Here is a 21,443-nt window from a genome sequence, read left to right as displayed (position 1 = left end):
ATGATCGTTCCCACGCTCTGCGTGGGAATGCATCCTGTGACGCTCTGCGTCACGCCTGAAAAGGGACGCGGAGCGTCCCGGGCGGCGTTCCCACGCGGAGCGTGGGAACGATCAGTTAGACGGATACTCCCGGTGCATCTGCCCCAGCAGCGCATCCTTGTCATTCCACAGCTGATTGATCCAACCCTGAAACTCGAGGCGATACACCCCATCCTGGTCGTAGTTCTTGCCGACGAACTGCGGTGGAATCTTCAGCTCCTGAAAATGCACCACCACATCCTTCACATTCCCACAGAGCAAATCCCAATAACCCGGACGCCCCGCCGGGTAATGGATGGTCACGTTGACGATGGCTTCCAGCTGATCACCCATGGCATCCAGCACGAAGGCGATACCGCCCGCTTTCGGCTTGAGCAGATAGCGGAACGGTGAACCCTGCTGTACGTGTTTGCCCTCGGTGAAGCGCGTGCCTTCGACGAAGTTGAAAATCCCCACCGGGTTATTGCGGAACTTGTCGCAGGTCTTGCGGGTGGTTTCCAGGTCTTTGCCTTTCTTCTCTGGATGCTTTTCCAGATAGGCCTTGGAGTAACGCTTCATGAATGGAAAACCGAGCGCCCACCACGCCAGGCCAATCACCGGCACCCAGATCAGTTGCTGTTTGAGGAAGAACTTCAGCGGGCGGATGCGACGGTTGAGTACGTATTGCAACACCATGATGTCGACCCAGCTCTGGTGGTTGCTGGTAATCAGGTACGAGTGCTGATAGTCCAGGCCTTCCAGCCCGCTGAGCTGCCAGCGCGTGTGCCCGAGCAGGTCCATCCATGCCTTGTTGTTGCTGATCCAGGTTTCGTGGATATGGCCCATCAGCCAGTCGGTGAAACGCTGGGCGGCGGTGAAGGGTAGCAGCAGTTTGAAGATCGCCACCACGAACAGCGGCGTGCAGCAGACAATCGTGTTCAGTGCCAACAACAGCGAAGCGATCACGCCGCGCAGGGGTGCAGGTAGAAAATCCAGCATTTAAACATCCATAGGTCGGTTGGCAGCCTGGATCGCGGTCAACGCGATGGTGTAGACGATGTCGTCAACTTGCGCGCCGCGCGGCAGGTCGTTCACCGGTTTGCGCAGGCCTTGCAGCATCGGGCCGAGGCTGACGCAGTCGGCGCTGCGCTGCACGGCTTTGTGGGTGGTGTTGCCGGTGTTCAGGTCGGGGAACACGAACACCGTGGCACGACCGGCCACCTGACTGTTCGGCGCCAGTTGTCGGGCCACGGTTTCGTTGGCGGCGGCGTCGTACTGCAATGGACCATCGATCAACAGCGAGTTTTGCTGTTCGTGGGCGAGCAACGTCGCTTCGCGGACCTTCTCGACTTCTTCGCCGCTGGCCGACTCGCCGCTGGAATAGCTGATCATCGCCACGCGCGGAGTGATGCCGAATGCCGCTGCCGAATCGGCGCTTTGCAACGCAATCTCGGCCAGTTCACTGGCGCTCGGGTGCGGGTTCATCACGCAGTCGCCGTAAACCAGCACCTCTTCCGGAAACAGCATGAAGAACACCGAGGACACCAGCGTGCAGCCCGGCGCCGTTTTAATAAGCTGCAGGGCCGGGCGGATGGTGTTGGCGGTGGAGTGAATGACTCCGGACACCAGGCCGTCGACTTCATCCAGAGCCAGCATCACGGTGCCGATCACCACGGTGTCTTCCAGTTGTTGCTCGGCCATCGGCGCGTTGAGGCTTTTGCTTTTACGCAGGGCGACCATCGGCTCGACGTAACGCTCGCGGATCAGGTCCGGATCGAGGATTTCCAGCCCTGGCGGCAACTCGATACCCTGGGCGCGGGCGACGGCTTCGACATCCGCCGGTTTGGCCAGCAATACGCAACGGGCAATGCCGCGGGCCTGACAGATTGCCGCGGCTTGCACCGTCAGCGGCTCGCTGCCTTCGGGCAACACGATGCGCTTGTTGGCGGCCTGGGCGCGCTGGATCAGTTGATAACGGAATACCGCGGGCGACAGGCGCATTTCCCGTGGCGTGCCGCAGCGCTGGTGCAGCCAGTTGGCGTCGAGATGACCGGCGACGAAATCGGTGATGATCTCCGCACGTTCGCGGTCGTCGATCGGGATTTCCTTGTTCAAACCGTTCAACTGGTTGGCGGTATCGTAAGAACCCGTGCTGACCGATAACACCGGCAAGCCGGCCTGCAAGGCGCCACGGCACAGATCCATGATGCGCGGATCGGGCAGCGTGTCGCTGGTCAGCAACAGACCGGCCAGGGGCACGCCGTTCATCGCTGCGAGACTGACCGCGAGGATGATGTCGTCGCGATCGCCGGGAGTCACCACCAGCACGCCGGGCTTGAGCAGCTCCACGGTGTTGCGCATGGTGCGGGCACAGATAATGATGTTGGTCATGCGCCGGGTTTCGTAATCGCCGGCGTTGAGCACCTGAGCGCCCATCAGGTCGGCCACGTCGCGGGTGCGCGGGGCGTTCAATTCGGGCTGGAACGGGATGCAGCCGAGCAGGCGGAAATCGCCACTGCGCAGCAACGGCGAGTGTTCCTTCAGACGCGAGGCGAAGGCCTCCATGCTTTCGTCGGTCTTGACCTTGTTGAGGATCACGCCCAGCACTTTCGGGTCTTTCGGCCCGCCGAACAATTGCGCCTGCAACTCCACCCGGCCGGACAATTCGGTCAGCACTTCGTTTTCCGGTGCCGAGACCAGAATCACGTCGGCGTCCAGGCTCTTGGCCAAATGCAGGTTGACCCGCGCTGCGTAACTGGCGCTACGGGTCGGGACCATGCCTTCGACGATCAGCACATCTTTGCCGACAGCGGCTTGCTGATAAAGCGTGATGATTTCTTCGAGCAACTCGTCCAGCTGACCGTCGCCGAGCATCCGTTCGACGTGGGCCAGACCCAACGGCTGAGGCGGTTTCAAGCCGTGGGTGCGCGCTACCAGTTCGGTGGAGCGCTCAGGGCCCGTGTCGCCCGGGTGCGGCTGGGCAATCGGTTTGAAAAAGCCGACTTTGAGACCGGCCCGCTCAAGAGTACGCACCAGCCCGAGGCTGATGGAGGTCAGACCCACACCAAAATCGGTGGGCGCGATAAAAAAAGTTTGCATGCGGATTCTCTAAGGGAGCATGGCAGTGGTGAGCGCCTATGGCTGGCGTTCTACCGATATTCAGTCGCCAAGGTTATCGCTAACCGAGCCCTGTGCGCACCAACCGCATTCAAAGGGCTGGCCTATTTTTTCATTACGCAGCGAAGGATCCAGCACCCAGGCCCGGGATTGCCATGGGGGCTGGTGCCGCAAGTGCTGTGTATGGCCGCAGGAAAGCTCGGCTACCCAGTGTCCGTCCTCGTCCTGATGAAAGCCTGTGACGGTCGAGGCTTGCGTCACGCCCCGTCTGTCCGGGTTGTGTTCGCTTTCGGGCGATTGCTTCGCTAAACTTGGACATTCATCTTTCTTATGCAAAAGGTCTCGCCCCATGCTGATCGCCGCCAATAAGGCTGTCTCCATCGACTATACCCTGACCAACGACGCTGGTGAGGTCATCGACAGCTCCGCCGGCGGCGCGCCGCTGGTCTACCTGCAAGGCGCAGGTAATATCATCCCGGGCCTGGAAAAGGCCCTGGAAGGCAAAGCAGTCGGTGACGAACTGACTGTCGCCGTAGAACCTGAAGATGCCTACGGCGAATACGCTGCCGAACTGGTCAGCACTCTGAGCCGCAGCATGTTCGAAGGCGTCGACGAACTGGAAGTGGGCATGCAGTTCCACGCTTCCGCTCCGGATGGCCAGATGCAGATCGTCACCATTCGCGATCTGGACGGCGACGATGTCACCGTTGATGGCAACCACCCGTTGGCCGGTCAGCGCCTGAATTTCCAGGTCAAGATCATCGACATCCGTGACGCCAGCCAGGAAGAAATCGCTCATGGTCACGTCCATGGCGAAGGTGGCCATCACCACTGATTTTCTGCGCTAAGCTTTCGAGATCTGGAGAGGCGCCCGAGGGCGCCTTTTTAGTCCGCGGCTGTCCTTGATGGGACACCGCCAAGTGGCTGTTTCGAGAAGAACACGGGAATTTGGAGTTCGTCATGAGTGCTTTTCACGACCTTAAACTGACAGCCCTGGATGGTCAGGAGCTACCTCTGGCGCCTTTCAAGGGGCGTGTCGTGCTGGTGGTCAACGTCGCCTCCAAATGTGGCTTGACCCCACAGTACGCGGCGCTCGAAAACCTCTACCAGCAATACAAGGACAAGGGTTTCAGTGTGCTGGGCTTGCCATGCAACCAGTTTGCCGGACAGGAACCGGGCACCGAACAGGAGATCCAGGCATTCTGCAGCCTCAACTATGGCGTGACCTTTCCGTTATCCAGCAAGCTGGAAGTCAACGGTCATGAGCGTCATCAGTTGTACCGTCTGCTGGCGGGCGAGGGCGCTGAATTCCCGGGCGACATCACCTGGAACTTCGAGAAATTCCTGTTGGGCAAGGACGGTCGCGTACTGGCGCGGTTCTCGCCTCGAACGGCGCCGGATGATCATGCTGTCATCCAGGCCATCGAAAAAGCGCTGAGCTGACATCCCCCCTGTAGGAGCGAGGCTTGCCCGCGAAGACGTCATGTCATTCAATATTGATATCGACTGACATGACGCCTTCGCGGGCAAGTCGGATCGCCGCACCGCTCGCTCCTACAAATGCTTTCTGAGTTTTGATCCTTAATCATCTAAATCAATAGTGCTATTCAAGCCTTGCGACTCTCCATATTATCGCCGTCATAAAGTCTATATCCCGTGGAGCGTCCCATGCCCGTCAATGCCCTGTTCAAGCCTTTCCACCTCGGCGCTCTCGAACTGCCGACCCGCGTCGTCATGGCACCGATGACCCGCTCCTTTTCGCCGGGCGGCGTGCCCAACTCCAAAGTGATCGAGTACTACCGCCGTCGCGCCGCTGCCGGGGTTGGGCTGATCATCACCGAAGGCACCACCGTCGGTCACAAGGCCTCGAACGGCTACCCGAACGTGCCGCACTTTTATGGTGAAGCGGCATTGACCGGCTGGAAGAAAGTCGTCGACGCGGTGCATGCCGAGGGCGGCAAGATTGTTCCGCAACTGTGGCATGTGGGTAGCGTGCGTCGCTTCGGCACCGAGCCGGACGCCAGCGTGCCGGGTTATGGTCCGTCGGAAAAGCTGAAGGACGGTCAGGTCGTGGTTCACGGCATGACCAAGAAAGATATCCAGGACGTGATTGCTGCGTTCGCCCAAGCTGCCAAAGACGCTCGGAGCATCGGCATGGACGGCGTGGAAATCCACGGTGCCCACGGTTATCTGGTGGACCAGTTTTTCTGGGAAGGCAGCAATCAGCGCACTGATGAATACGGTGGCAGCCTGGCCAATCGTTCGCGCTTCGCCATCGAACTGATTCAGGCGGTGCGTGCAGCGGTCGGTGAGGGTTTCCCGATCATCTTCCGTTTCTCCCAGTGGAAGCAGCAGGACTACACCGCTCGTTTGGTACAAACCCCGCAAGCCTTGGGCGAATTCCTCAAACCATTGTCCGGCGCCGGCGTGGACATTTTCCACTGCTCGACGCGCCGTTTCTGGGAGCCTGAGTTCGACGGTTCCGAGCTGAACCTGGCCGGCTGGACCCGCAAGCTCACCGGTAAGCCAACCATCACCGTCGGCAGCGTCGGTCTTGACGGTGAGTTCCTGCAATTCATGGTCAACACCGACAAGATCGCGCAACCGGCCAGCCTTGAAAAACTGCTGGAGCGTTTGAACAACGATGAGTTCGATCTGGTGGCTGTGGGCCGTGCATTGCTGGTGGACCCGGACTGGGCGCAGAAAGTGCGCGAAGGTCGTGAGGAAGACATCCTGCCGTTCAGCCGTGAGGCATTGATGACGCTGGTTTAAGTAGAGTCTGGAAGGACCTATCGCGGGCAGGCCTCGCTCAGGGTTGTATGAGCCCAATAAAAAAGGCGCGCTACCCAAGGGTGGTGCGCCTTTTTGTGCAACGGTGTGGTCGGAGTTTAGCTACCCGCCACCGTCATCCGCTCGATCAATACCGAACCGGTGCGAATGTTGCTGCGCAGTTCCAGATCATTACCGACCGCAATGATCTGCTTGAACATGTCGCGCATGTTGCCGGCGATGGTCACTTCCTGCACCGCGAACTGGATTTCACCGTTCTCGACCCAGAAACCCGCTGCACCACGGGAGTAATCGCCGGTGACCATGTTCAGGCCCTGCCCCATCAGCTCAGTGACCAACAGGCCGCGACCCATGCGGCGCAGCAAGGCTGCCTGATCTTCATCGCCATGGGTGACGAACAGGTTGTGCACGCCGCCGGCATTGGCGGTGCTCGGCATGCCTAGCTTGCGGCCAGAATAGGTACCGAGCACGTAGGACACCAACTCGCCATTCTCCACAAACGGCTTGGCGTAGGTCGCCAGACCATCGCCGTCGAAGGCCGAACTGCCCAGGGCGCGCATCAAGTGCGGACGCTCATCGAGGGTCAGCCATTCCGGGAACAGCTTCTGCCCCAGGGTGCCCTCGAGGAACGACGATTTGCGGTACAGACTGCCGCCAGAGATCGCCGAGAGAAAACTGCCGAACAAGCCACCGGCCAGTTCCGCGGAAAACAGTACCGGCACTTCGCACGTCGGCACCGGACGCGCGCCCAGACGGCTCGCCGCCCGTTGCGCGGCACGTTGGCCGATACTTTCCGGAGTGGCCAGCAAGTTGCCCTGACGATTCACGTCATACCAGTAATCGCGCTGCATCTGGCCGTCAGCTTCGGCGATCATCACACAGCTGAGGCTGTGACGAGTCGACGCGTAACCGCCGATAAAACCGTGGCTATTACCGTAAACCCGGCAGCCCTGATGAGTGCTGAGCGTCGTGCCGTCGGCGTTCAGAATCCGGCTGTCGGCGGCAAACGCCGCCGCTTCACAGGCCAGAGCCTGCTCGATGGCTCGCTCCGGCGTGATGCTCCATTGATGGAACAGGTCGAAATCCTGCAGATCCTTGGCCATCAGCGCGGCATCCGCCAGGCCCGAAGCTTCATCTTCCGAGGTGTGCCTGGCAATGGCCAGCGCGGCGGCGACGGTTTCGCGAATGGCTTCCGAACCACTGGCCGAGGTGCTGGCCGAGCCTTTGCGCTGCCCCACATACAAGGTGATGCCAAAGCCCTGATCGCGATTGAACTCAACGGTTTCGACTTCCCGCTGACGCACCGTGGTCGACAAGCCCTGCTCCAGCGACACCGCCACTTCACAGGCACTGGCGCCCTGGCGCTTGGCTTCAGCGATGATCTGCTCGACTTGTTCTTGCAGTGCCGGCAACGCTTGTGGGCCGACGCTTTCAACTGCACTCATGCTGTTCTCCACTCAAATTCTGCTTTCGGCTGGGGCCTTCGAGCGACCGGGCCGGACAAGCGGCCCCCGACTGGTTATCATGGCGGCGTTTCTTTGCGGACGGCCACCATGGTTGATTCTTACGACGACTCCCTCGATACGGGAGAAAAAAGCAAATCCCAGGTTAAACGCGAGCTTCATGCTCTGGTTGACCTCGGCGAGCGCCTTACAACGCTCAAGCCTGACTTGCTGGCAAAACTGCCGTTGACCGACGCTTTGCGCCGGGCTCTGGGCGATGCCCCCAAGCACACCGCGAATATCGCGCGTAAACGGCACCTTATGTTCATCGGCAAACTGATGCGCGATCAGGACACTGACGCCATTCTGACTCTGCTCGATCAACTGGATGCCTCCACTCGGCAGTACAACGAACGTTTCCATGGCCTGGAACGCTGGCGCGATCGCTTGATCGCGGGCGACGATGCAGTCCTGGAGAAGTTCGTGCTCGACTACCCGGAGGCTGATCGTCAGCAATTGCGCTCCCTGATCCGTCAGGCCCAGCACGAACTGGCGACCAACAAGCCACCGGCTTCGAGCCGTAAAATCTTCAAGTACATCCGTGAGCTGGACGAGACTCAACGCGGTCTGCGTTAAGTCCCGAATCGGGTGAGTTGCCTCGCAACTCACCCGAAGCTTCACTGTTTCAAGAGCCCCTTACGATCCTGTGCCACCCACAGTGATCGCATCGATTTTCAGCGTTGGCTGGCCGACACCCACCGGCACCGACTGCCCATCCTTGCCACACGTTCCCACACCGCTGTCCAGCGCCAGATCATTACCGACCATCGACACCTTGCTCATGGCTTCCGGCCCGTTGCCGATCAATGTCGCACCTTTGACCGGGGCAGTAATCTTGCCGTCTTCGATCAGGTATGCCTCGCTGGTGGAGAACACGAACTTGCCGCTGGTGATGTCCACCTGACCGCCGCCGAGATTGGCGCAATAGATGCCTTTTTTCACCGAGGCAATGATTTCCGCCGGGTCGCTTTCGCCAGCCAGCATGTAGGTGTTGGTCATGCGCGGCATCGGCAAGTGCGCGTAGGATTCACGACGTCCATTACCAGTGCGGGCCACGCCCATCAGGCGCGCATTGAGTTTGTCCTGCATATAACCTTTGAGCACACCGTTTTCGATCAGCGTGGTGCACTCGGTCGGCGTGCCTTCGTCGTCGACGCTCAGCGAACCACGGCGCCCGGCGAGGGTGCCATCATCGACGATGGTGCAGAGCTTCGAGGCAACCATCTCGCCCATGCGCCCGCTATAGGCCGAACTGCCCTTGCGGTTGAAATCGCCTTCCAGACCATGGCCGACGGCTTCGTGCAGCAATACGCCGGACCAACCCGAACCCAACACCACCGGCAACGTACCGGCCGGGGCCGGGATCGCTTCCAGATTCACCAGTGCCTGACGCAACGCTTCGCGGGCATAACCCATGGCGCGGTCATCGCTGAGGAAATAGCGGTAGTCGGTACGACCGCCACCGCCATGACCGCCGCGTTCACGACGACCGTTCTGCTCGACGATCACGCTGACGTTGAAACGCACCAGCGGCCGCACATCCGCCGCCAGGCCGCCGTCGGTGGACGCAATCAAAATCCGTTCCCAGACCCCGGCCATGCTCACGGTGACTTGCTGGATACGCGGGTCGAGGGCGCGGGTCGCCACGTCGATACGCTTGAGCAGCTCGACTTTCTCCGCACGGGTCAGCACTTCCAGCGGGTTGTCCGGCCCGTACAACTGGGCGACATCCTGAGTGGTGAACGCCTGCACGCTGCCATTCTGCCCGGCCCGGGAGATCGAACGGGCCGCACGGGCCGCCGCGCCCAAGGCTTCGAGGGTGATTGCATTGCTGTAGGCGAAACCGGTTTTTTCGCCCGATTGCGCACGCACGCCGACACCCTGGTCGAGGTTGAAGCTGCCTTCCTTGACGATCCCGTCTTCCAGTGCCCAGGACTCGGAAATCTGCCCCTGGAAATACAGGTCGGCGGCATCGATGCCCGGGCCGGCCAGATCGCCGAGCACACCTTGCAGGCTTTCGATTGTTACGCCGCCGGGCGCCAGGAGGTGTTCACTGACGGAGGACAACAACTCGCTCATATGCTTTACGCCTTAAATTCGTCGTTCTGATGCAGGTCGCTGGGCGCCCTGCGAGAAAAAGCGCCGGTGAGTGGACACCGGCATCCGCGCCCTGATGGACGCCTGTTCGCTACTATCGCGTTGGGCCAGCAGCACGGCCTCGCCTTGATCCTGTTGTGCCAGCACACGCCCCCATGGGTCGACGATAGCGGCATGACCAAAGGTTTCTCGTGGCCCCGGATGCGTCCCACCCTGGGCGGCCGCGAGCATGTAACACTGAGTCTCGATCGCCCGCGCGCGAATCAGCACATCCCAATGGGCCGCGCCCGTCACCGCGGTAAAGGCCGACGGTGCGGTAATCAACTCCGCGCCGGCAGCACGCAATTCGCTGTATAGCTCCGGAAAACGCAGGTCATAACACACTGTCAGGCCGACTCGACCGACCGGAGTGTCGGCAATTACCACACCACTGCCATAAGCATAGTCATCGGATTCGCGATAACGCCCGCGATTGTCCGCCACGTCTACGTCGAACAGGTGCAGCTTGTCATACCGTGCAACGGTTTCGCCCTGGTCATCCACCAACAACGAGCACGCATGCACTTTGGCCGTCGGTTTATCCACCGGCGGCAACGGCAATGTACCGGCCACTATCCATAACTTGAGGTCGCGGGCGGTCTGTTTCAACCACGGCAGGATCGGGCCTTCGCCCAAGGCTTCGGCGCGGCCGATGTCGGCAATGTCGCGACGGCCCATGGCGGCGAAATTTTCCGGCAGCACGGCAAGCCGCGCGCCACCGGTCGCCGCCTGCTCAAGCAGACGACGGGCCTTGGCCAGATTGGCCAGCACGTCGCTCTGGCTGACCATTTGAATCACCGCTACAGACATGGCCTGTTCCTTACTCAAAACACCTCATGACTGTAGGAGCGAGCTTGCTCGCGAAATCGGTATATCTGGCGACATCGATGTTGACTGTACCGCCGTCTTCGCGGGCAAGCCCGCTCCTACAGGGGCAAGCGTCGCTCCTACAGATGCATTAGAACGTAGGGACATGCTACTCCATAGGCCCAAGGAGCGCTTTTTCAAAAAGAATTCAAAAAGGCTTGTCGAAGGTGATTTTCGGTTCTTTCCACGGGCCTTTGACGGTGTATTTGACACTGGCGAAACGCGCCACGCGGTCACCGATCAGCTTATCGATCAGGAACAGCGCTCCGCCGACGGCCGGCGCACCGACGATCAGCGCAGCAATCGGCAGATTGTTGGTCACCGGTAAGGTCACCAGCAACTTGGCATCGATCTGATCGCCCACCATGTCCAGCGTGCCATTGAGCTCCACATTGCTCGACGGGCCGGTCATCAAGATCGGCTCACGGGTGACGTAGACCCCGTTATTGGCGACCAACAGACCTTTGACCCGGTCATAACTCAAGCCCTTGCCAAACAGATCGGAGAAGTCCAGGCGCAAGCGGCGGCCAATGGAGTTGAAGTTGAGCAGGCCGAATACGCGTAGCGCCTGGGCGCTGCCCTCGACCTCAACGAACTGACCTTTTTTCAGCGAAGCATCAAGGCTGCCGGAAAAGCGCTTGGTGGCCAGCCACGCCGGTGAGCCGGGCCAGCGACCGTCGACATCCATATGAAATTCTTCACTGGTGACGCTCGGTGCAAAACCCCAGCCCTTGAGTACGTCAGCGAGGTTCTTGCCACTGACCCGGCCCTTGTACCAACTGCTGGAATTACCCGGCGTGCCTTCCCAGCCACCGCTGCCCCGCAAGAGGATGCCCTTGAGGCCCAGATCAAGGGCATTGAAGGCGATGCCTTTGGCGGTCGGCCGAATTTTCAGATGCCACGCGCCCACCAGATCCGGCCCCTGGAACAGCTGATTGATGGTGACATCCAGCGCCGGGATCTTCGTCGGGTCCACGGTGGCCAGCGGATCCGGCGAATTCTCGTCAGTCAGCGCCGTCGGGTCTCGTGCCGGCAAACGGACGTATTGCAAATTGACCGCAATCGGCGCGGCTTTCGCATCGGCAATAACGGCGCTGCCCTTGGCCTGCTGACTGTCTAGCTGCAAGCTCCATGCGGCCGGTTTGCGCGTCAATTGCACCGAGGCCTGATCGAAGGTCGTGCCGAAACCGCTGAGCTTGCCAATCTTGAAATCTGCGCCGCTGAGCAATTGTTTGGCACTGCCTTGCGGATCCTGGCCGGCATACTTGCTCAGCAGATCCTGCCAAGGGGCGACATCCAGCTCGGACAGTACGCCACGCACACGCAAGCCTTTGGCGCCAGGCAACACGGCATTGCCACCACCGAGAAACAGCTCGCCGCGACCTGCGGCGAAATTACCGGTCGGTGCCGCAAACGTGAAGTTCGCCAGTTCACCGTAATTGACCCAGTAGCGCCGCTCCGGCCCTTGCAGGGTCATGCGGAACACGGTATCGCGCCCGACATCGGCCGCCATGCCGAACGGCGCCGGCAAATCCACCGTCACGCCTTTGAGGTTGGAACTGACCATTAATTGACTGTCGGCGCCATCAAGGTTCAGCTGCAACTGATAAGGAATCATCCCTGCCACCGGCAATGGCTGAGTGACATTCAGCCATTCAGTGAGTTTTTTGACCTCCACGTCGCTCGATGCGGTGATCCGTGTGATGAGTTTGCCCTCACGGCCCTCGGCATGGATCTGTGCGGACACCGGCTTGTCGAACGCTCGCGCCGTGATCTTTTGCCCGCTCAATCCCTTGGTGCTGTCGAAACGGAAATCGCCCTTGAGTTGCGTCAGCTCCAGGGTGGGCTCGCGGAGCTTCAAACGGGCTTTGTCGGTCTTGAAGTCGACAAGGATTTTCGGCCGCTCGCCTTTGACCAGCGGGATATCGAGTTTGAGCTTGCCTTGCAGATCGCCCTCGCCTTCCCAACCGGCGAAGGTGTCGGCGGTGCCGATTGGCGCTTCCTGCAGAATCTTCAGGCCATCGCCCAAGCCGCCAGCGAACGCACCGTCGAGGAACAGATGAGTGCTCTGCCCGGCAGGTACACGGGGAATATTGACGTAGACATCACTGACCTGAGTGTCGAGCAATTGACCCTTGCTCGCGAGGATCCGCACACCGCTGTCTTCGATGAACACATCGCCGCTGACCTTGCTGACAGGCGGCCAGCCCGGCTGAAACGCCAGCTCGGCATCGTGAACCTTGAAAAACAGGCTGATGCTGCGAGCCGTTTCAGCGGCGCCGTGGTTCAGCGAACCCTGGTACTGGAAGAAGCCTTCATCCACCGCGCCTTTGAGGATCGCGGTGCGCAGCCATTCGTCCAGCCCTGGGCTGAGCACCGTCGGCAGGTACTTGGCGGTGTAGCGACCGTCGCCGTCGATCAGGCCGACCCGCAGGTCCATGTAATCTTCCCGGGCGCGATCGAAATGCAGGCGTATCAGGAAATCGCCGGCAATCTTGCCCTCCTCGCCCAATACCTTCAGGTACGGTGCGATCAGGGTGAAACCTTCTTTGTCGAGTTTCCAGGTCAACCGGGCGTTGGCTTGAATGTATTGCCATGGCTTGGCGAAAATCGGGTCCAGGTGCAGAGAGAAATCCTTGCTGTCCATGCGCAGCTCACCCTGCCCGAGGTCGCCGCTGATGTTGCCGCTGACATTTCGCACCGCTGGTGCACCGCGATAAGCGTCGAAGCCAACCTTTTCCAGATTGGCGGCAAAACTGAATTTGTTGTCATCGGTAGCGGCTGGGCGGAAGTCGATCAGCACATTGCGCAAAACCCCGGTGACCTTGAGCCGCTCGACCGCCGTGGCGATTCCTTCGGGCAGTGGGCCCAGTGCGTTCAGCAACGGAGTGAGTGGTGTGAGATCAAGACGGTCGGCTTGCAGGTGCAAGAGCTCTGGTGCCGTATCGGTCGCCGCCGTTTGTTGAAATTGCAGTTTCGATTCCCAGCGGGTATCGGCCAGGTTCATGCCCAGAGAATCCAGGGTCACCAGGACGCCTGTGGAACTGCGCTGGAAATACCCGTTCAGCGCCAGATTATTGATCTGGATCGGCTTGCGCTCGGCATAGGCGCCCTTGAGTTGCGGCGCGTTCAAACGGATCGCGGCACTTTGCAAAGTGCCCTTGCTCCAGCTCGCCCAGAGCTCACCACCGGCCTTGATCTCGGAGAAATTCCATTGCTGGGTCACGCGCTCGGGCAACCATTTCGACCAATCGCTTTGCGGCAGACTCAGGTAAACCTCAGCCTCACCATCCTTCCACCGACTGGCGTGGATACGGGTGCGCAGGCTCATCGCAACCGGCTGGCCGTCGGGCAGAGTCAAACGGGCATCGAGTCGCTGGCGGGATGGTCCGGTTTTCAGATTCAGGCCGACGTACGTCAGGGTCAGCGGCGACTCCCCCAATGGCTGCAAGGTGATCTGGCTGTCGAGCACCGACAGCTGCTGGATCATCTGCATACGGTTGAGCAGTTGCTCCGGATTCAACGGCTGGTCTTGCTGCACCGGTAAACCTTCCAGCGCCCAATGACCATCCTCACCTTCCTTGAGGCTGATCTTCAGGCCGTTGAGTTCCAGGTGTGCGATGCGCACTTCGCGCGCCAGCAGGCTGGCCCAGAGATCCGGCACCGCGCGCACCTGATCCAGGCGCAAGGCATTGGAACCCTCGCCGACCATCACGTCATGGGCCAGCAGAACCGGGGCGAGGTCGCTCCAGTTGCCTTCCAGCTTGCCGATTTGCAGGGGCATGCCCAAGGCTTCGCTGGCTTTGTCTTCGACATCGGCACGGTACTCGGCCACCAGCGGCGTCAACTCCCGGCCGAGGCTGACGAACAGCGCCGTCAATACTAAAACCAACGCGCACAGGCCCAGGCCCCAGCGGGTCAGTGCGGCCAAAATGCGTGTCAGACGCTCCATGTCAGTTGGCTCCCATGGCAAAAATACTGCAAAAAACTGAGGCCAGCCGCTCTAGTGGAGTTGAAACCCAACGATTCAGAGCAACACCACGTCGTATTGCTCCTGGGAATACATGGTTTCCACCTGGAACCGAATAGTGCGCCCGATAAAGCCTTCGAGTTCGGCAACGTTGCCCGACTCTTCGTCGAGCAAACGGTCGACCACTTTCTGATTCGCCAGCACCCGATAGCCTTCGGCCTGATAGGCCCGGGCTTCACGCAGGATTTCACGGAAGATCTCGTAACACACGGTTTCCGGAGTTTTGAGTTTGCCGCGACCCTGGCAGCTGTTGCACGGTTCACACAGCACTTGCTCAAGACTTTCGCGGGTGCGCTTGCGGGTCATCTGCACCAGCCCCAACTCGGTGATGCCGATGATGTTGGTCTTGGCGTGATCGCGTTCCAGTTGCTTCTCGAGCGTGCGCAACACCTGGCGCTGATGCTCTTCATCTTCCATGTCTATGAAGTCGATGATGATGATCCCGCCCAGATTACGCAGGCGCAGCTGACGGGCAATGGCGGTGGCGGCTTCGAGGTTGGTCTTGAAGATGGTTTCTTCAAGGTTGCGATGACCGACGAAGGCCCCGGTATTGACGTCGATGGTGCTCATGGCTTCCGCCGGATCGACCACCAGATAACCGCCGGATTTGAGCGGCACCTTGCGTTCCAGGGCTTTCTGAATTTCGTCTTCGACGCCATACAGGTCGAAGATCGGCCGTTCACCGGGATAATGCTCCAGACGGTCGGCGATTTCCGGCATCAGTTCGGCGACGAACTGCGTGGTTTTCTGGAAAGTTTCCCGCGAATCGATGCGAATCTTCTCGATCTTCGGGCTCACCAGATCGCGCAAGGTACGCAGCGCCAGGCCGAGGTCTTCGTAGATCACACTCGGTGCGCTGATGGTCTTGATCTGTTCGTTGATCTGGTCCCAGAGCCTGCGCAGGTAGCGGATGTCCATGAGGATTTCATCGGCCCCGGCCCCTTCGGCAGCGGTGCGCAAAATGAAACCGCCGGCCTCCTTGATGCCTTCTGTGGCCACGCAGTCGGTGACCACTTGCTTGAGGCGTTCGCGCTCGGCTTCGTCTTCGATCTTCAGGGAAATGCCGACGTGGGCGGTGCGCGGCATGTACACCAGATAGCGCGACGGAATCGACAGTTGCGTGGTCAGGCGTGCGCCTTTGGAGCCGATCGGATCCTTGGTGACTTGCACCACCAGGCTTTGACCTTCATGAACCAGCGCGCTGATGCTTTCCACCGTTGGGCCTTCGCGAAGGGAAATCTCCGAGGCATGAATGAACGCGGCGCGGTCCAGTCCGATATCGACGAAGGCGGCCTGCATGCCCGGCAATACCCGTACGACCTTGCCTTTATAGATGTTGCCGACGATCCCGCGCTTTTGCGTGCGCTCGACGTGGACCTCTTGCAGGACACCGTTTTCGACCACCGCCACGCGCGATTCCATCGGCGTGATGTTGATCAGGATCTCTTCACTCATGGCAGGGTCTCGTTCAGGCATGTTCACGATAATGGCCGCATCTTGTCAACGACGCTCAGCGCGCGTTAAGGGTTTGCCAACAGGGTATGCCGAAATGGCCGAGTAGCTCGAAGGTTTCGCACAGCGGCAATCCGACCACCGCCGAATAGCTGCCATTGAGCCCGGCGACGAACACCGCACCCAATCCTTGAATCCCGTAGCCGCCAGCCTTGTCCCGGGGTTCGCCGCTGGCCCAGTAGGCCGCCGCTTCATCGCGGTCGATGGTGCGAAAACGCACCAGACTGCGCACCACCAAAGACTCGCAGCGCTCGCCATCGCGCACCGCAATCGCTGTCAGCACTTCATGCTCACACCCGGACAACAGCATCAGCATGGCGCATGCGTCGGCTTCGTCCACCGGCTTACCGAGAATTTTCCCGTCCAGCACCACGGCGGTGTCGGCGCCCAGCACGCAGAAATCCGCGTCGGACACGACCGTGCCGTGCCCGGCCTCCGCCTTGCCGCGCGCCAGACGCTCGACATAGGCCGATGGGGATTCTTCAGATAAAGGGGTTTCATCGATGTCCGCGCTGATGACGGAGAACGACACGCCAATCTGCGTGAGCAGTTCACGCCGACGCGGCGAACCTGAGGCGAGGTACAGCTGTTTCATCAAGACATCTCCCTGCTAGCGCCCTGTCTCACAAATACTGTTCCTTTTCGGCGAGACAGAGCACCAGGTGCGGGCACATGCCTGACCGAATTAATTGATTTTGTAGCGTCGACGCAAACCGCGCAAACCGTAGCTGATCCATGGCCAGAGCAATGCGCTGACCAGTGCCGGCAACACCAGTGCCAGGGTCGGCTGACGATTGCCGGTCAGGGCGCTCAGCCACAACTGAACCAGTTGGGCGAGGCCGAAGATCACCAGGATCACCAGGCTCTGTTGCCACATCGGGAACATGCGCAGGCGCTGTTGCAACGACAGCACCAGGAAGGTAATGAGCGTGAGGATCAACGCGTTCTGGCCCAGCAACGTGCCATACAGCACGTCTTCGGCCAACCCCAGGCACCAGGCGGTCACCATGCCGACTTTCTGCGGCAGGGCCAACACCCAGAACGCCAACAGCAAGGCCAGCCACAGAGGACGCAGGATTTCCATGAACTGCGGCAGCGGCGAAACGCTGAGCAGCATGCCGATGGCGAAGGTCAGCCAGACCATCCAACCGTTTTTGGATGAAGTAGTACCGCCCATTATTCTCTTCCCCCAGTGGTGGCCGGCGCGGAGACAGGCGGTTTGGCAGCAGGCTTCACGGCAGCAGGCTGGGCCGTCGGTGGTTTGGCGGCGGCCGGTGCAGACGCGGGTGGCTTGCCGGCAGCATGGGCAGCGGCAGGTTTTGCCGGCGTCGCGGCAGCAGGTGCCGTCGCAGGAGCAGCCGGAACAGCCGGAGCAGCGACAGCAGCCGGGATCACCGACACGGCCGGTTTCGGCACAGTCGCAGGAATGATCGGCCCACCGCCGTGCTGGTCCAGCGCTTCCTGAGCCTGGGCGGCGTCGTTGGCGCGCTCCTCGGCGGTGCGTCCGTCACTGAATACCAACAACAGATAACGGCTGCGGTTCAACGCGGCGGTCGGCACGGCACGGACGATGGCGAACGGCTGGCCGGAATCGTGGATCACTTCCTTGACCGTCGCCACCGGGTAACCCGCCGGGAAACGCTGACCGAGGCCGGAACTGACCAGCAGATCGCCTTCTTTGATGTCGGCGGTATCGGCCACATGACGCAGCTCAAGGCGTTCCGGGTTACCGGTGCCGCTGGCAATCGCCCGCAGACCGTTGCGGTTCACCTGCACCGGAATGCTGTGGGTGGTGTCAGTCAGCAACAGGACGCGGGAGGTGTACGGCATCAACTCCACCACCTGGCCCATCAGGCCGCGGGCATCGAGCACCGGCTGACCGAGGACCACACCGTCGCGCTCACCTTTATTGATGATGATGCGATGGGTAAAGGGGTTGGGGTCCATGCCGATCAACTCGGCCACTTCGACCTTCTCGTTGACCAGCGCAGAAGAGTTGAGCAACTCGCGCAGCCGAACGTTCTGTTCGGTGAGGGCGGCAAGCTTTTGCATGCGCCCCTGCAACAGCAGGTTTTCGGTTTTGAGTTTTTCGTTTTCGGCGACCAGTTCGGTCCGGCTGCCAAACTGGCTGGCCACACCCTGCCATAACCGCTGCGGCAAGTCGGTGATCCAGTAAGACTGCATCAGCACCAGCGACATTTGGCTACGCACTGGCTTGAGCAGTGTGAAGCGGGCATCGACCACCATCAGCGCGACCGATAGCACGGCCAGCACCAACAAGCGCACGCCCAGTGAGGGGCCTTTGGTGAAAAGCGGTTTAATAAGCCGCTCCTCCCAGGCAAATATTCTCTTTATTCATACGGCATCAAACCGGCCTGGATGCAGACTGACAGAAGATAAACGCCAACAGGCAGCACTGCAAAGTGCTGCCTGCGCGCTCAACAGCATAGAGGCGATCCGGCGACTTATTCGCTGGAAAGCAGATCCATGGTGTGTTTATCCATCATTTCCAATGCACGGCCACCGCCGCGAGCAACGCAGGTCAGCGGGTCTTCGGCGACGATCACCGGCAGACCGGTTTCCTGGGCCAGCAACTTGTCGAGGTCGCGCAGCAAGGCGCCACCACCGGTCAGTACCAGACCACGCTCGGCGATATCCGATGCCAGCTCCGGAGGCGATTGCTCCAGCGCACTTTTCACCGCCTGAACGATGGTAGCCAGGGACTCTTGCAGAGCTTCCAGCACTTCGTTGGAGTTCAGGGTGAATGCGCGTGGAACGCCTTCGGCCAGGTTACGGCCACGAACGTCGACTTCACGAACTTCGCCGCCCGGGTAGGCCGTACCGATTTCCTGTTTGATGCGCTCGGCGGTGGATTCGCCGATCAGGCTGCCGTAGTTGCGACGCACATAGGTGATGATCGCTTCGTCGAAGCGGTCGCCGCCAACCCGTACGGATTCGGCGTAGACCACACCGTTGAGGGAGATCAGCGCGATTTCAGTGGTACCGCCACCGATATCGACCACCATCGAACCGCGAGCTTCTTCAACCGGCAGACCAGCACCGATCGCTGCAGCCATCGGCTCTTCGATCAGGAATACTTCACGGGCACCGGCACCAAGGGCCGATTCACGGATGGCACGACGCTCAACCTGGGTGGATTTGCATGGAACGCAGATCAGCACACGAGGGCTAGGCTGCAGAAAGCTGTTTTCGTGAACCTTGTTGATAAAGTACTGCAGCATTTTTTCGCAGACGCTGAAGTCGGCGATCACGCCGTCCTTCATCGGACGAATGGCAGCAATGTTGCCCGGCGTACGGCCGAGCATGCGCTTGGCCTCGGTGCCGACAGCAACGACACTTTTCTGATTACCGTGTGTCCGAATAGCCACAACGGAGGGCTCATTCAGGACAATACCGCGCTCGCGCACGTAAATAAGGGTGTTGGCAGTGCCCAGGTCAATGGAAAGATCGCTGGAAAACATGCCACGCAGTTTCTTGAACATGGGAAAGGGACCCTAGGCAACGCGTGGGTAAAAAAGTGCGGCAAACTCTAACAACGACAGGGATTTTGGGCAAGGCGCCAATATGTTAAATTGGCTGCTTTTCTGTGCACCAAGCACCACAATCGCGGCCTTGAGACCGTAGATATGCGGTAGTGTTCCGACAATCTAACACACGGACGCGGTCCGTTTTGTTTTCCACTGGAGAATCCCATGGCGCTTGAACGCTCCGACGTGGAAAAAATCGCTCATCTGGCCTGCCTTGGCCTCAATGATGCCGATCTTCCACACATCACTTCGGCCCTGAACAGCATTCTCGGGCTGGTCGACGAAATGCAAGCGGTCGATACCGACGGTATCGAGCCGCTGGCCCACCCATTGGAAGCGAGCCAGCGCCTGCGTGCAGACGTCGTGACCGAAACCAATCATCGCGAGGCCTATCAGTCCATCGCACCAGCGGTCGAAAACGGCCTGTATCTGGTTCCGAAAGTCATCGACTAAAGGGAAAGAGCCTGCAATGCATCAATTGACTCTGGCCGAGATCGCCCGCGGACTCGCCGATAAAAAGTTTTCTTCCGAAGAGCTGACCAAAGTCCTGCTGGCGCGCATCGCCCAGCTCGATCCGCAGCTCAACAGTTTCATCAGCCTCACCGAAGATCTGGCGCTCCAGCAGGCGAAAGCCGCTGACGCTCGTCGGGCCAACGGTGAGAGCGGCGCCCTGCTCGGCGCGCCGATCGCCCACAAAGACCTGTTCTGCACCCAGGGCATCCGCACCAGCTGCGGCTCGAAGATGCTCGACAACTTCAAAGCACCGTACGACGCCACCGTGGTTGCCAAACTGGCCGCTGCCGGGGCCGTGACCCTGGGCAAGACCAACATGGACGAATTCGCCATGGGGTCGGCCAACGAGTCGAGCTACTACGGCGCGGTGAAAAACCCGTGGAACCTGGAACACGTTCCGGGCGGTTCGTCTGGTGGTTCGGCTGCTGCGGTGGCCGCTCGTCTGTTACCGGCCGCGACCGCCACCGATACCGGCGGCTCGATCCGCCAACCGGCAGCGTTCACCAACCTCACCGGCCTGAAACCGACGTACGGTCGCGTTTCGCGCTGGGGCATGATCGCTTATGCGTCCAGCCTCGATCAGGGCGGTCCATTGGCCCGCACCGCCGAAGACTGCGCGATCCTGCTGCAAGGCATGGCGGGTTTCGACCCGCAGGACTCCACCTGCATCGACGAACCCGTGCCGGATTACAGCGCCAGCCTCAATACCTCGCTGCAAGGCCTGCGCATCGGCGTGCCGAAGGAATACTTCAGCGCCGGTCTCGACCCGCGTATCGCCGACCTGGTCATGGCCTGCGTTGAAGAGCTGAAAAAGCTCGGTGCCGTGGTCAAGGAAATCAGCCTGCCGAATATGCAGCACGCAATCCCTGCGTACTACGTGATCGCTCCGGCGGAAGCCTCTTCCAACCTGTCGCGTTTCGACGGTGTGCGCTTCGGTTATCGCTGCGAAGACCCGAAAAACCTCGAAGACCTGTACAAACGCTCTCGTGGTGAAGGTTTCGGCCCGGAAGTACAGCGCCGGATCATGGTCGGTGCCTACGCGCTGTCGGCCGGTTACTACGACGCCTACTACCTGAAGGCACAGAAGATCCGTCGCCTGGTGAAGAACGATTTCATGGCTGCCTTTAATGAGGTCGACGTCATCCTCGGCCCAACCACGCCGAACCCGGCCTGGAAGCTTGGTGCCAAGAAAGACGATCCTATTGCCGAGTACCTGGAAGATTTCTACACCATCACCGCCAACCTCGCCGGTTTGCCGGGCTTGTCCATGCCTGCAGGTTTTGTCGACGGTCTGCCGGTCGGCGTGCAGTTGCTCGCCCCGTATTTCCAGGAAGGCCGCTTGCTCAATGTTGCCCATCAGTACCAACTGAACACTGATTGGCACACCCGCACCCCAACCGGCTTCTGAGG

The 21,443-nt window shown here is 60.2% G+C and carries 18 protein-coding genes; 6 read left to right on the top strand and 12 right to left on the bottom strand.

What is annotated here, in order from left to right:
• Window positions 1–111: 111 nt before the first annotated feature.
• From MEB48_RS13710 to MEB48_RS13700, 3 genes are read right to left on the bottom strand one after another with little or no spacing between them, the layout of a single operon-like run.
• The gene (locus tag MEB48_RS13710) at window positions 112–1,017 is read right to left on the bottom strand and encodes an acyltransferase (protein ID WP_237884735.1); all 906 of its coding nucleotides are present in this window, start codon (window positions 1,015–1,017) and stop codon (window positions 112–114) included.
• The gene (gene pta / locus MEB48_RS13705; RefSeq protein WP_237884734.1) at window positions 1,018–3,117 is read right to left on the bottom strand and encodes a phosphate acetyltransferase; all 2,100 of its coding nucleotides are present in this window, start codon (window positions 3,115–3,117) and stop codon (window positions 1,018–1,020) included.
• A 60-nt stretch (window positions 3,118–3,177) separates the two neighbouring features.
• On the bottom strand, window positions 3,178–3,516 hold the full coding sequence (locus MEB48_RS13700) for a DUF3565 domain-containing protein (RefSeq protein ID WP_237884733.1): 339 nt from the start codon (window positions 3,514–3,516) through the stop codon (window positions 3,178–3,180).
• Between MEB48_RS13700 and MEB48_RS13695 the strand changes: the two genes are divergently transcribed.
• The 3 genes from MEB48_RS13695 (at window position 3,485) to MEB48_RS13685 (ending at window position 5,907) form a co-directional block, all read left to right on the top strand.
• A complete protein-coding gene (locus MEB48_RS13695) occupies window positions 3,485–3,970 on the top strand; it encodes an FKBP-type peptidyl-prolyl cis-trans isomerase (RefSeq protein ID WP_007901600.1) in 486 nt (161 codons plus the stop codon). The two genes, MEB48_RS13700 and MEB48_RS13695, sit on opposite strands and share 32 nt — an antisense overlap.
• A 125-nt stretch (window positions 3,971–4,095) precedes the next feature.
• Window positions 4,096–4,578 carry a glutathione peroxidase gene (locus tag MEB48_RS13690; RefSeq protein WP_052965554.1) on the top strand — a complete coding sequence of 161 codons (483 nt, stop codon included), beginning with the start codon at window positions 4,096–4,098 and terminating at the stop codon, window positions 4,576–4,578.
• A 225-nt stretch (window positions 4,579–4,803) separates the two neighbouring features.
• On the top strand, window positions 4,804–5,907 hold the full coding sequence (locus MEB48_RS13685; protein WP_237884732.1) for an NADH:flavin oxidoreductase: 1,104 nt from the start codon (window positions 4,804–4,806) through the stop codon (window positions 5,905–5,907).
• A 116-nt stretch (window positions 5,908–6,023) separates the two neighbouring features.
• On the opposite strand, the gene pmbA is transcribed toward MEB48_RS13685, so the two are convergent.
• Window positions 6,024–7,370 carry a metalloprotease PmbA gene (gene pmbA / locus MEB48_RS13680; protein WP_237884731.1) on the bottom strand — a complete coding sequence of 449 codons (1,347 nt, stop codon included), beginning with the start codon at window positions 7,368–7,370 and terminating at the stop codon, window positions 6,024–6,026.
• Between the two features lie 108 nt (window positions 7,371–7,478).
• On the opposite strand from pmbA, the gene yjgA reads away from it, so the two are divergent.
• Window positions 7,479–8,003, top strand: coding sequence for a ribosome biogenesis factor YjgA (gene yjgA / locus MEB48_RS13675; RefSeq protein ID WP_008026892.1), 525 nt, complete (start codon window positions 7,479–7,481; stop codon window positions 8,001–8,003).
• Window positions 8,004–8,063: 60 nt separating this feature from the next.
• Here the strand turns inward: yjgA and tldD are convergent, their stop codons facing one another.
• The 8 genes from tldD to mreB form a co-directional block, all read right to left on the bottom strand.
• Window positions 8,064–9,506, bottom strand: coding sequence for a metalloprotease TldD (gene tldD, locus MEB48_RS13670; protein WP_237884730.1), 1,443 nt, complete (start codon window positions 9,504–9,506; stop codon window positions 8,064–8,066).
• Between the two features lie 12 nt (window positions 9,507–9,518).
• Window positions 9,519–10,373 carry a carbon-nitrogen hydrolase family protein gene (locus MEB48_RS13665; protein WP_237884729.1) on the bottom strand — a complete coding sequence of 285 codons (855 nt, stop codon included), beginning with the start codon at window positions 10,371–10,373 and terminating at the stop codon, window positions 9,519–9,521.
• Window positions 10,374–10,578: 205 nt separating this feature from the next.
• A complete protein-coding gene (locus tag MEB48_RS13660) occupies window positions 10,579–14,382 on the bottom strand; it encodes a YhdP family protein (RefSeq protein WP_237884728.1) in 3,804 nt (1,267 codons plus the stop codon).
• 75 nt (window positions 14,383–14,457) lie between these two features.
• Window positions 14,458–15,915 carry a ribonuclease G gene (rng, locus tag MEB48_RS13655; RefSeq protein WP_237884727.1) on the bottom strand — a complete coding sequence of 486 codons (1,458 nt, stop codon included), beginning with the start codon at window positions 15,913–15,915 and terminating at the stop codon, window positions 14,458–14,460.
• Window positions 15,916–15,970: 55 nt separating this feature from the next.
• Entirely contained in the window at window positions 15,971–16,567 is a 597-nt protein-coding gene (locus MEB48_RS13650; protein ID WP_237884726.1) for a Maf family protein, read from the bottom strand.
• Between the two features lie 90 nt (window positions 16,568–16,657).
• Window positions 16,658–17,149, bottom strand: a complete 492-nt coding sequence (gene mreD, locus MEB48_RS13645; RefSeq protein ID WP_095055128.1) for a rod shape-determining protein MreD — start codon at window positions 17,147–17,149, stop codon at window positions 16,658–16,660.
• Window positions 17,149–18,294, bottom strand: a complete 1,146-nt coding sequence (mreC, locus tag MEB48_RS13640) for a rod shape-determining protein MreC (protein ID WP_330932709.1) — start codon at window positions 18,292–18,294, stop codon at window positions 17,149–17,151. The genes mreD and mreC overlap by 1 nt, the downstream gene beginning before the upstream one ends.
• Window positions 18,295–18,437: 143 nt before the next feature.
• On the bottom strand, window positions 18,438–19,475 hold the full coding sequence (gene mreB / locus MEB48_RS13635) for a rod shape-determining protein MreB (RefSeq protein WP_002555108.1): 1,038 nt from the start codon (window positions 19,473–19,475) through the stop codon (window positions 18,438–18,440).
• A 210-nt stretch (window positions 19,476–19,685) separates the two neighbouring features.
• On the opposite strand from mreB, the gene gatC reads away from it, so the two are divergent.
• Complete coding sequence (gene gatC / locus MEB48_RS13630; RefSeq protein WP_003221657.1) at window positions 19,686–19,973, top strand: Asp-tRNA(Asn)/Glu-tRNA(Gln) amidotransferase subunit GatC; 288 nt, start codon at window positions 19,686–19,688, stop codon at window positions 19,971–19,973.
• A 16-nt stretch (window positions 19,974–19,989) separates the two neighbouring features.
• A complete protein-coding gene (gene gatA / locus MEB48_RS13625; protein WP_237884724.1) occupies window positions 19,990–21,441 on the top strand; it encodes an Asp-tRNA(Asn)/Glu-tRNA(Gln) amidotransferase subunit GatA in 1,452 nt (483 codons plus the stop codon).
• Window positions 21,442–21,443: the final 2 nt, after the last annotated feature.

The organism is Pseudomonas sp. PGPR40 (assembly GCF_022014505.1).
In the GTDB taxonomy this organism is placed as follows: domain Bacteria; phylum Pseudomonadota; class Gammaproteobacteria; order Pseudomonadales; family Pseudomonadaceae; genus Aquipseudomonas.
This window is presented reverse-complemented; position numbering and strand designations above follow the sequence as displayed.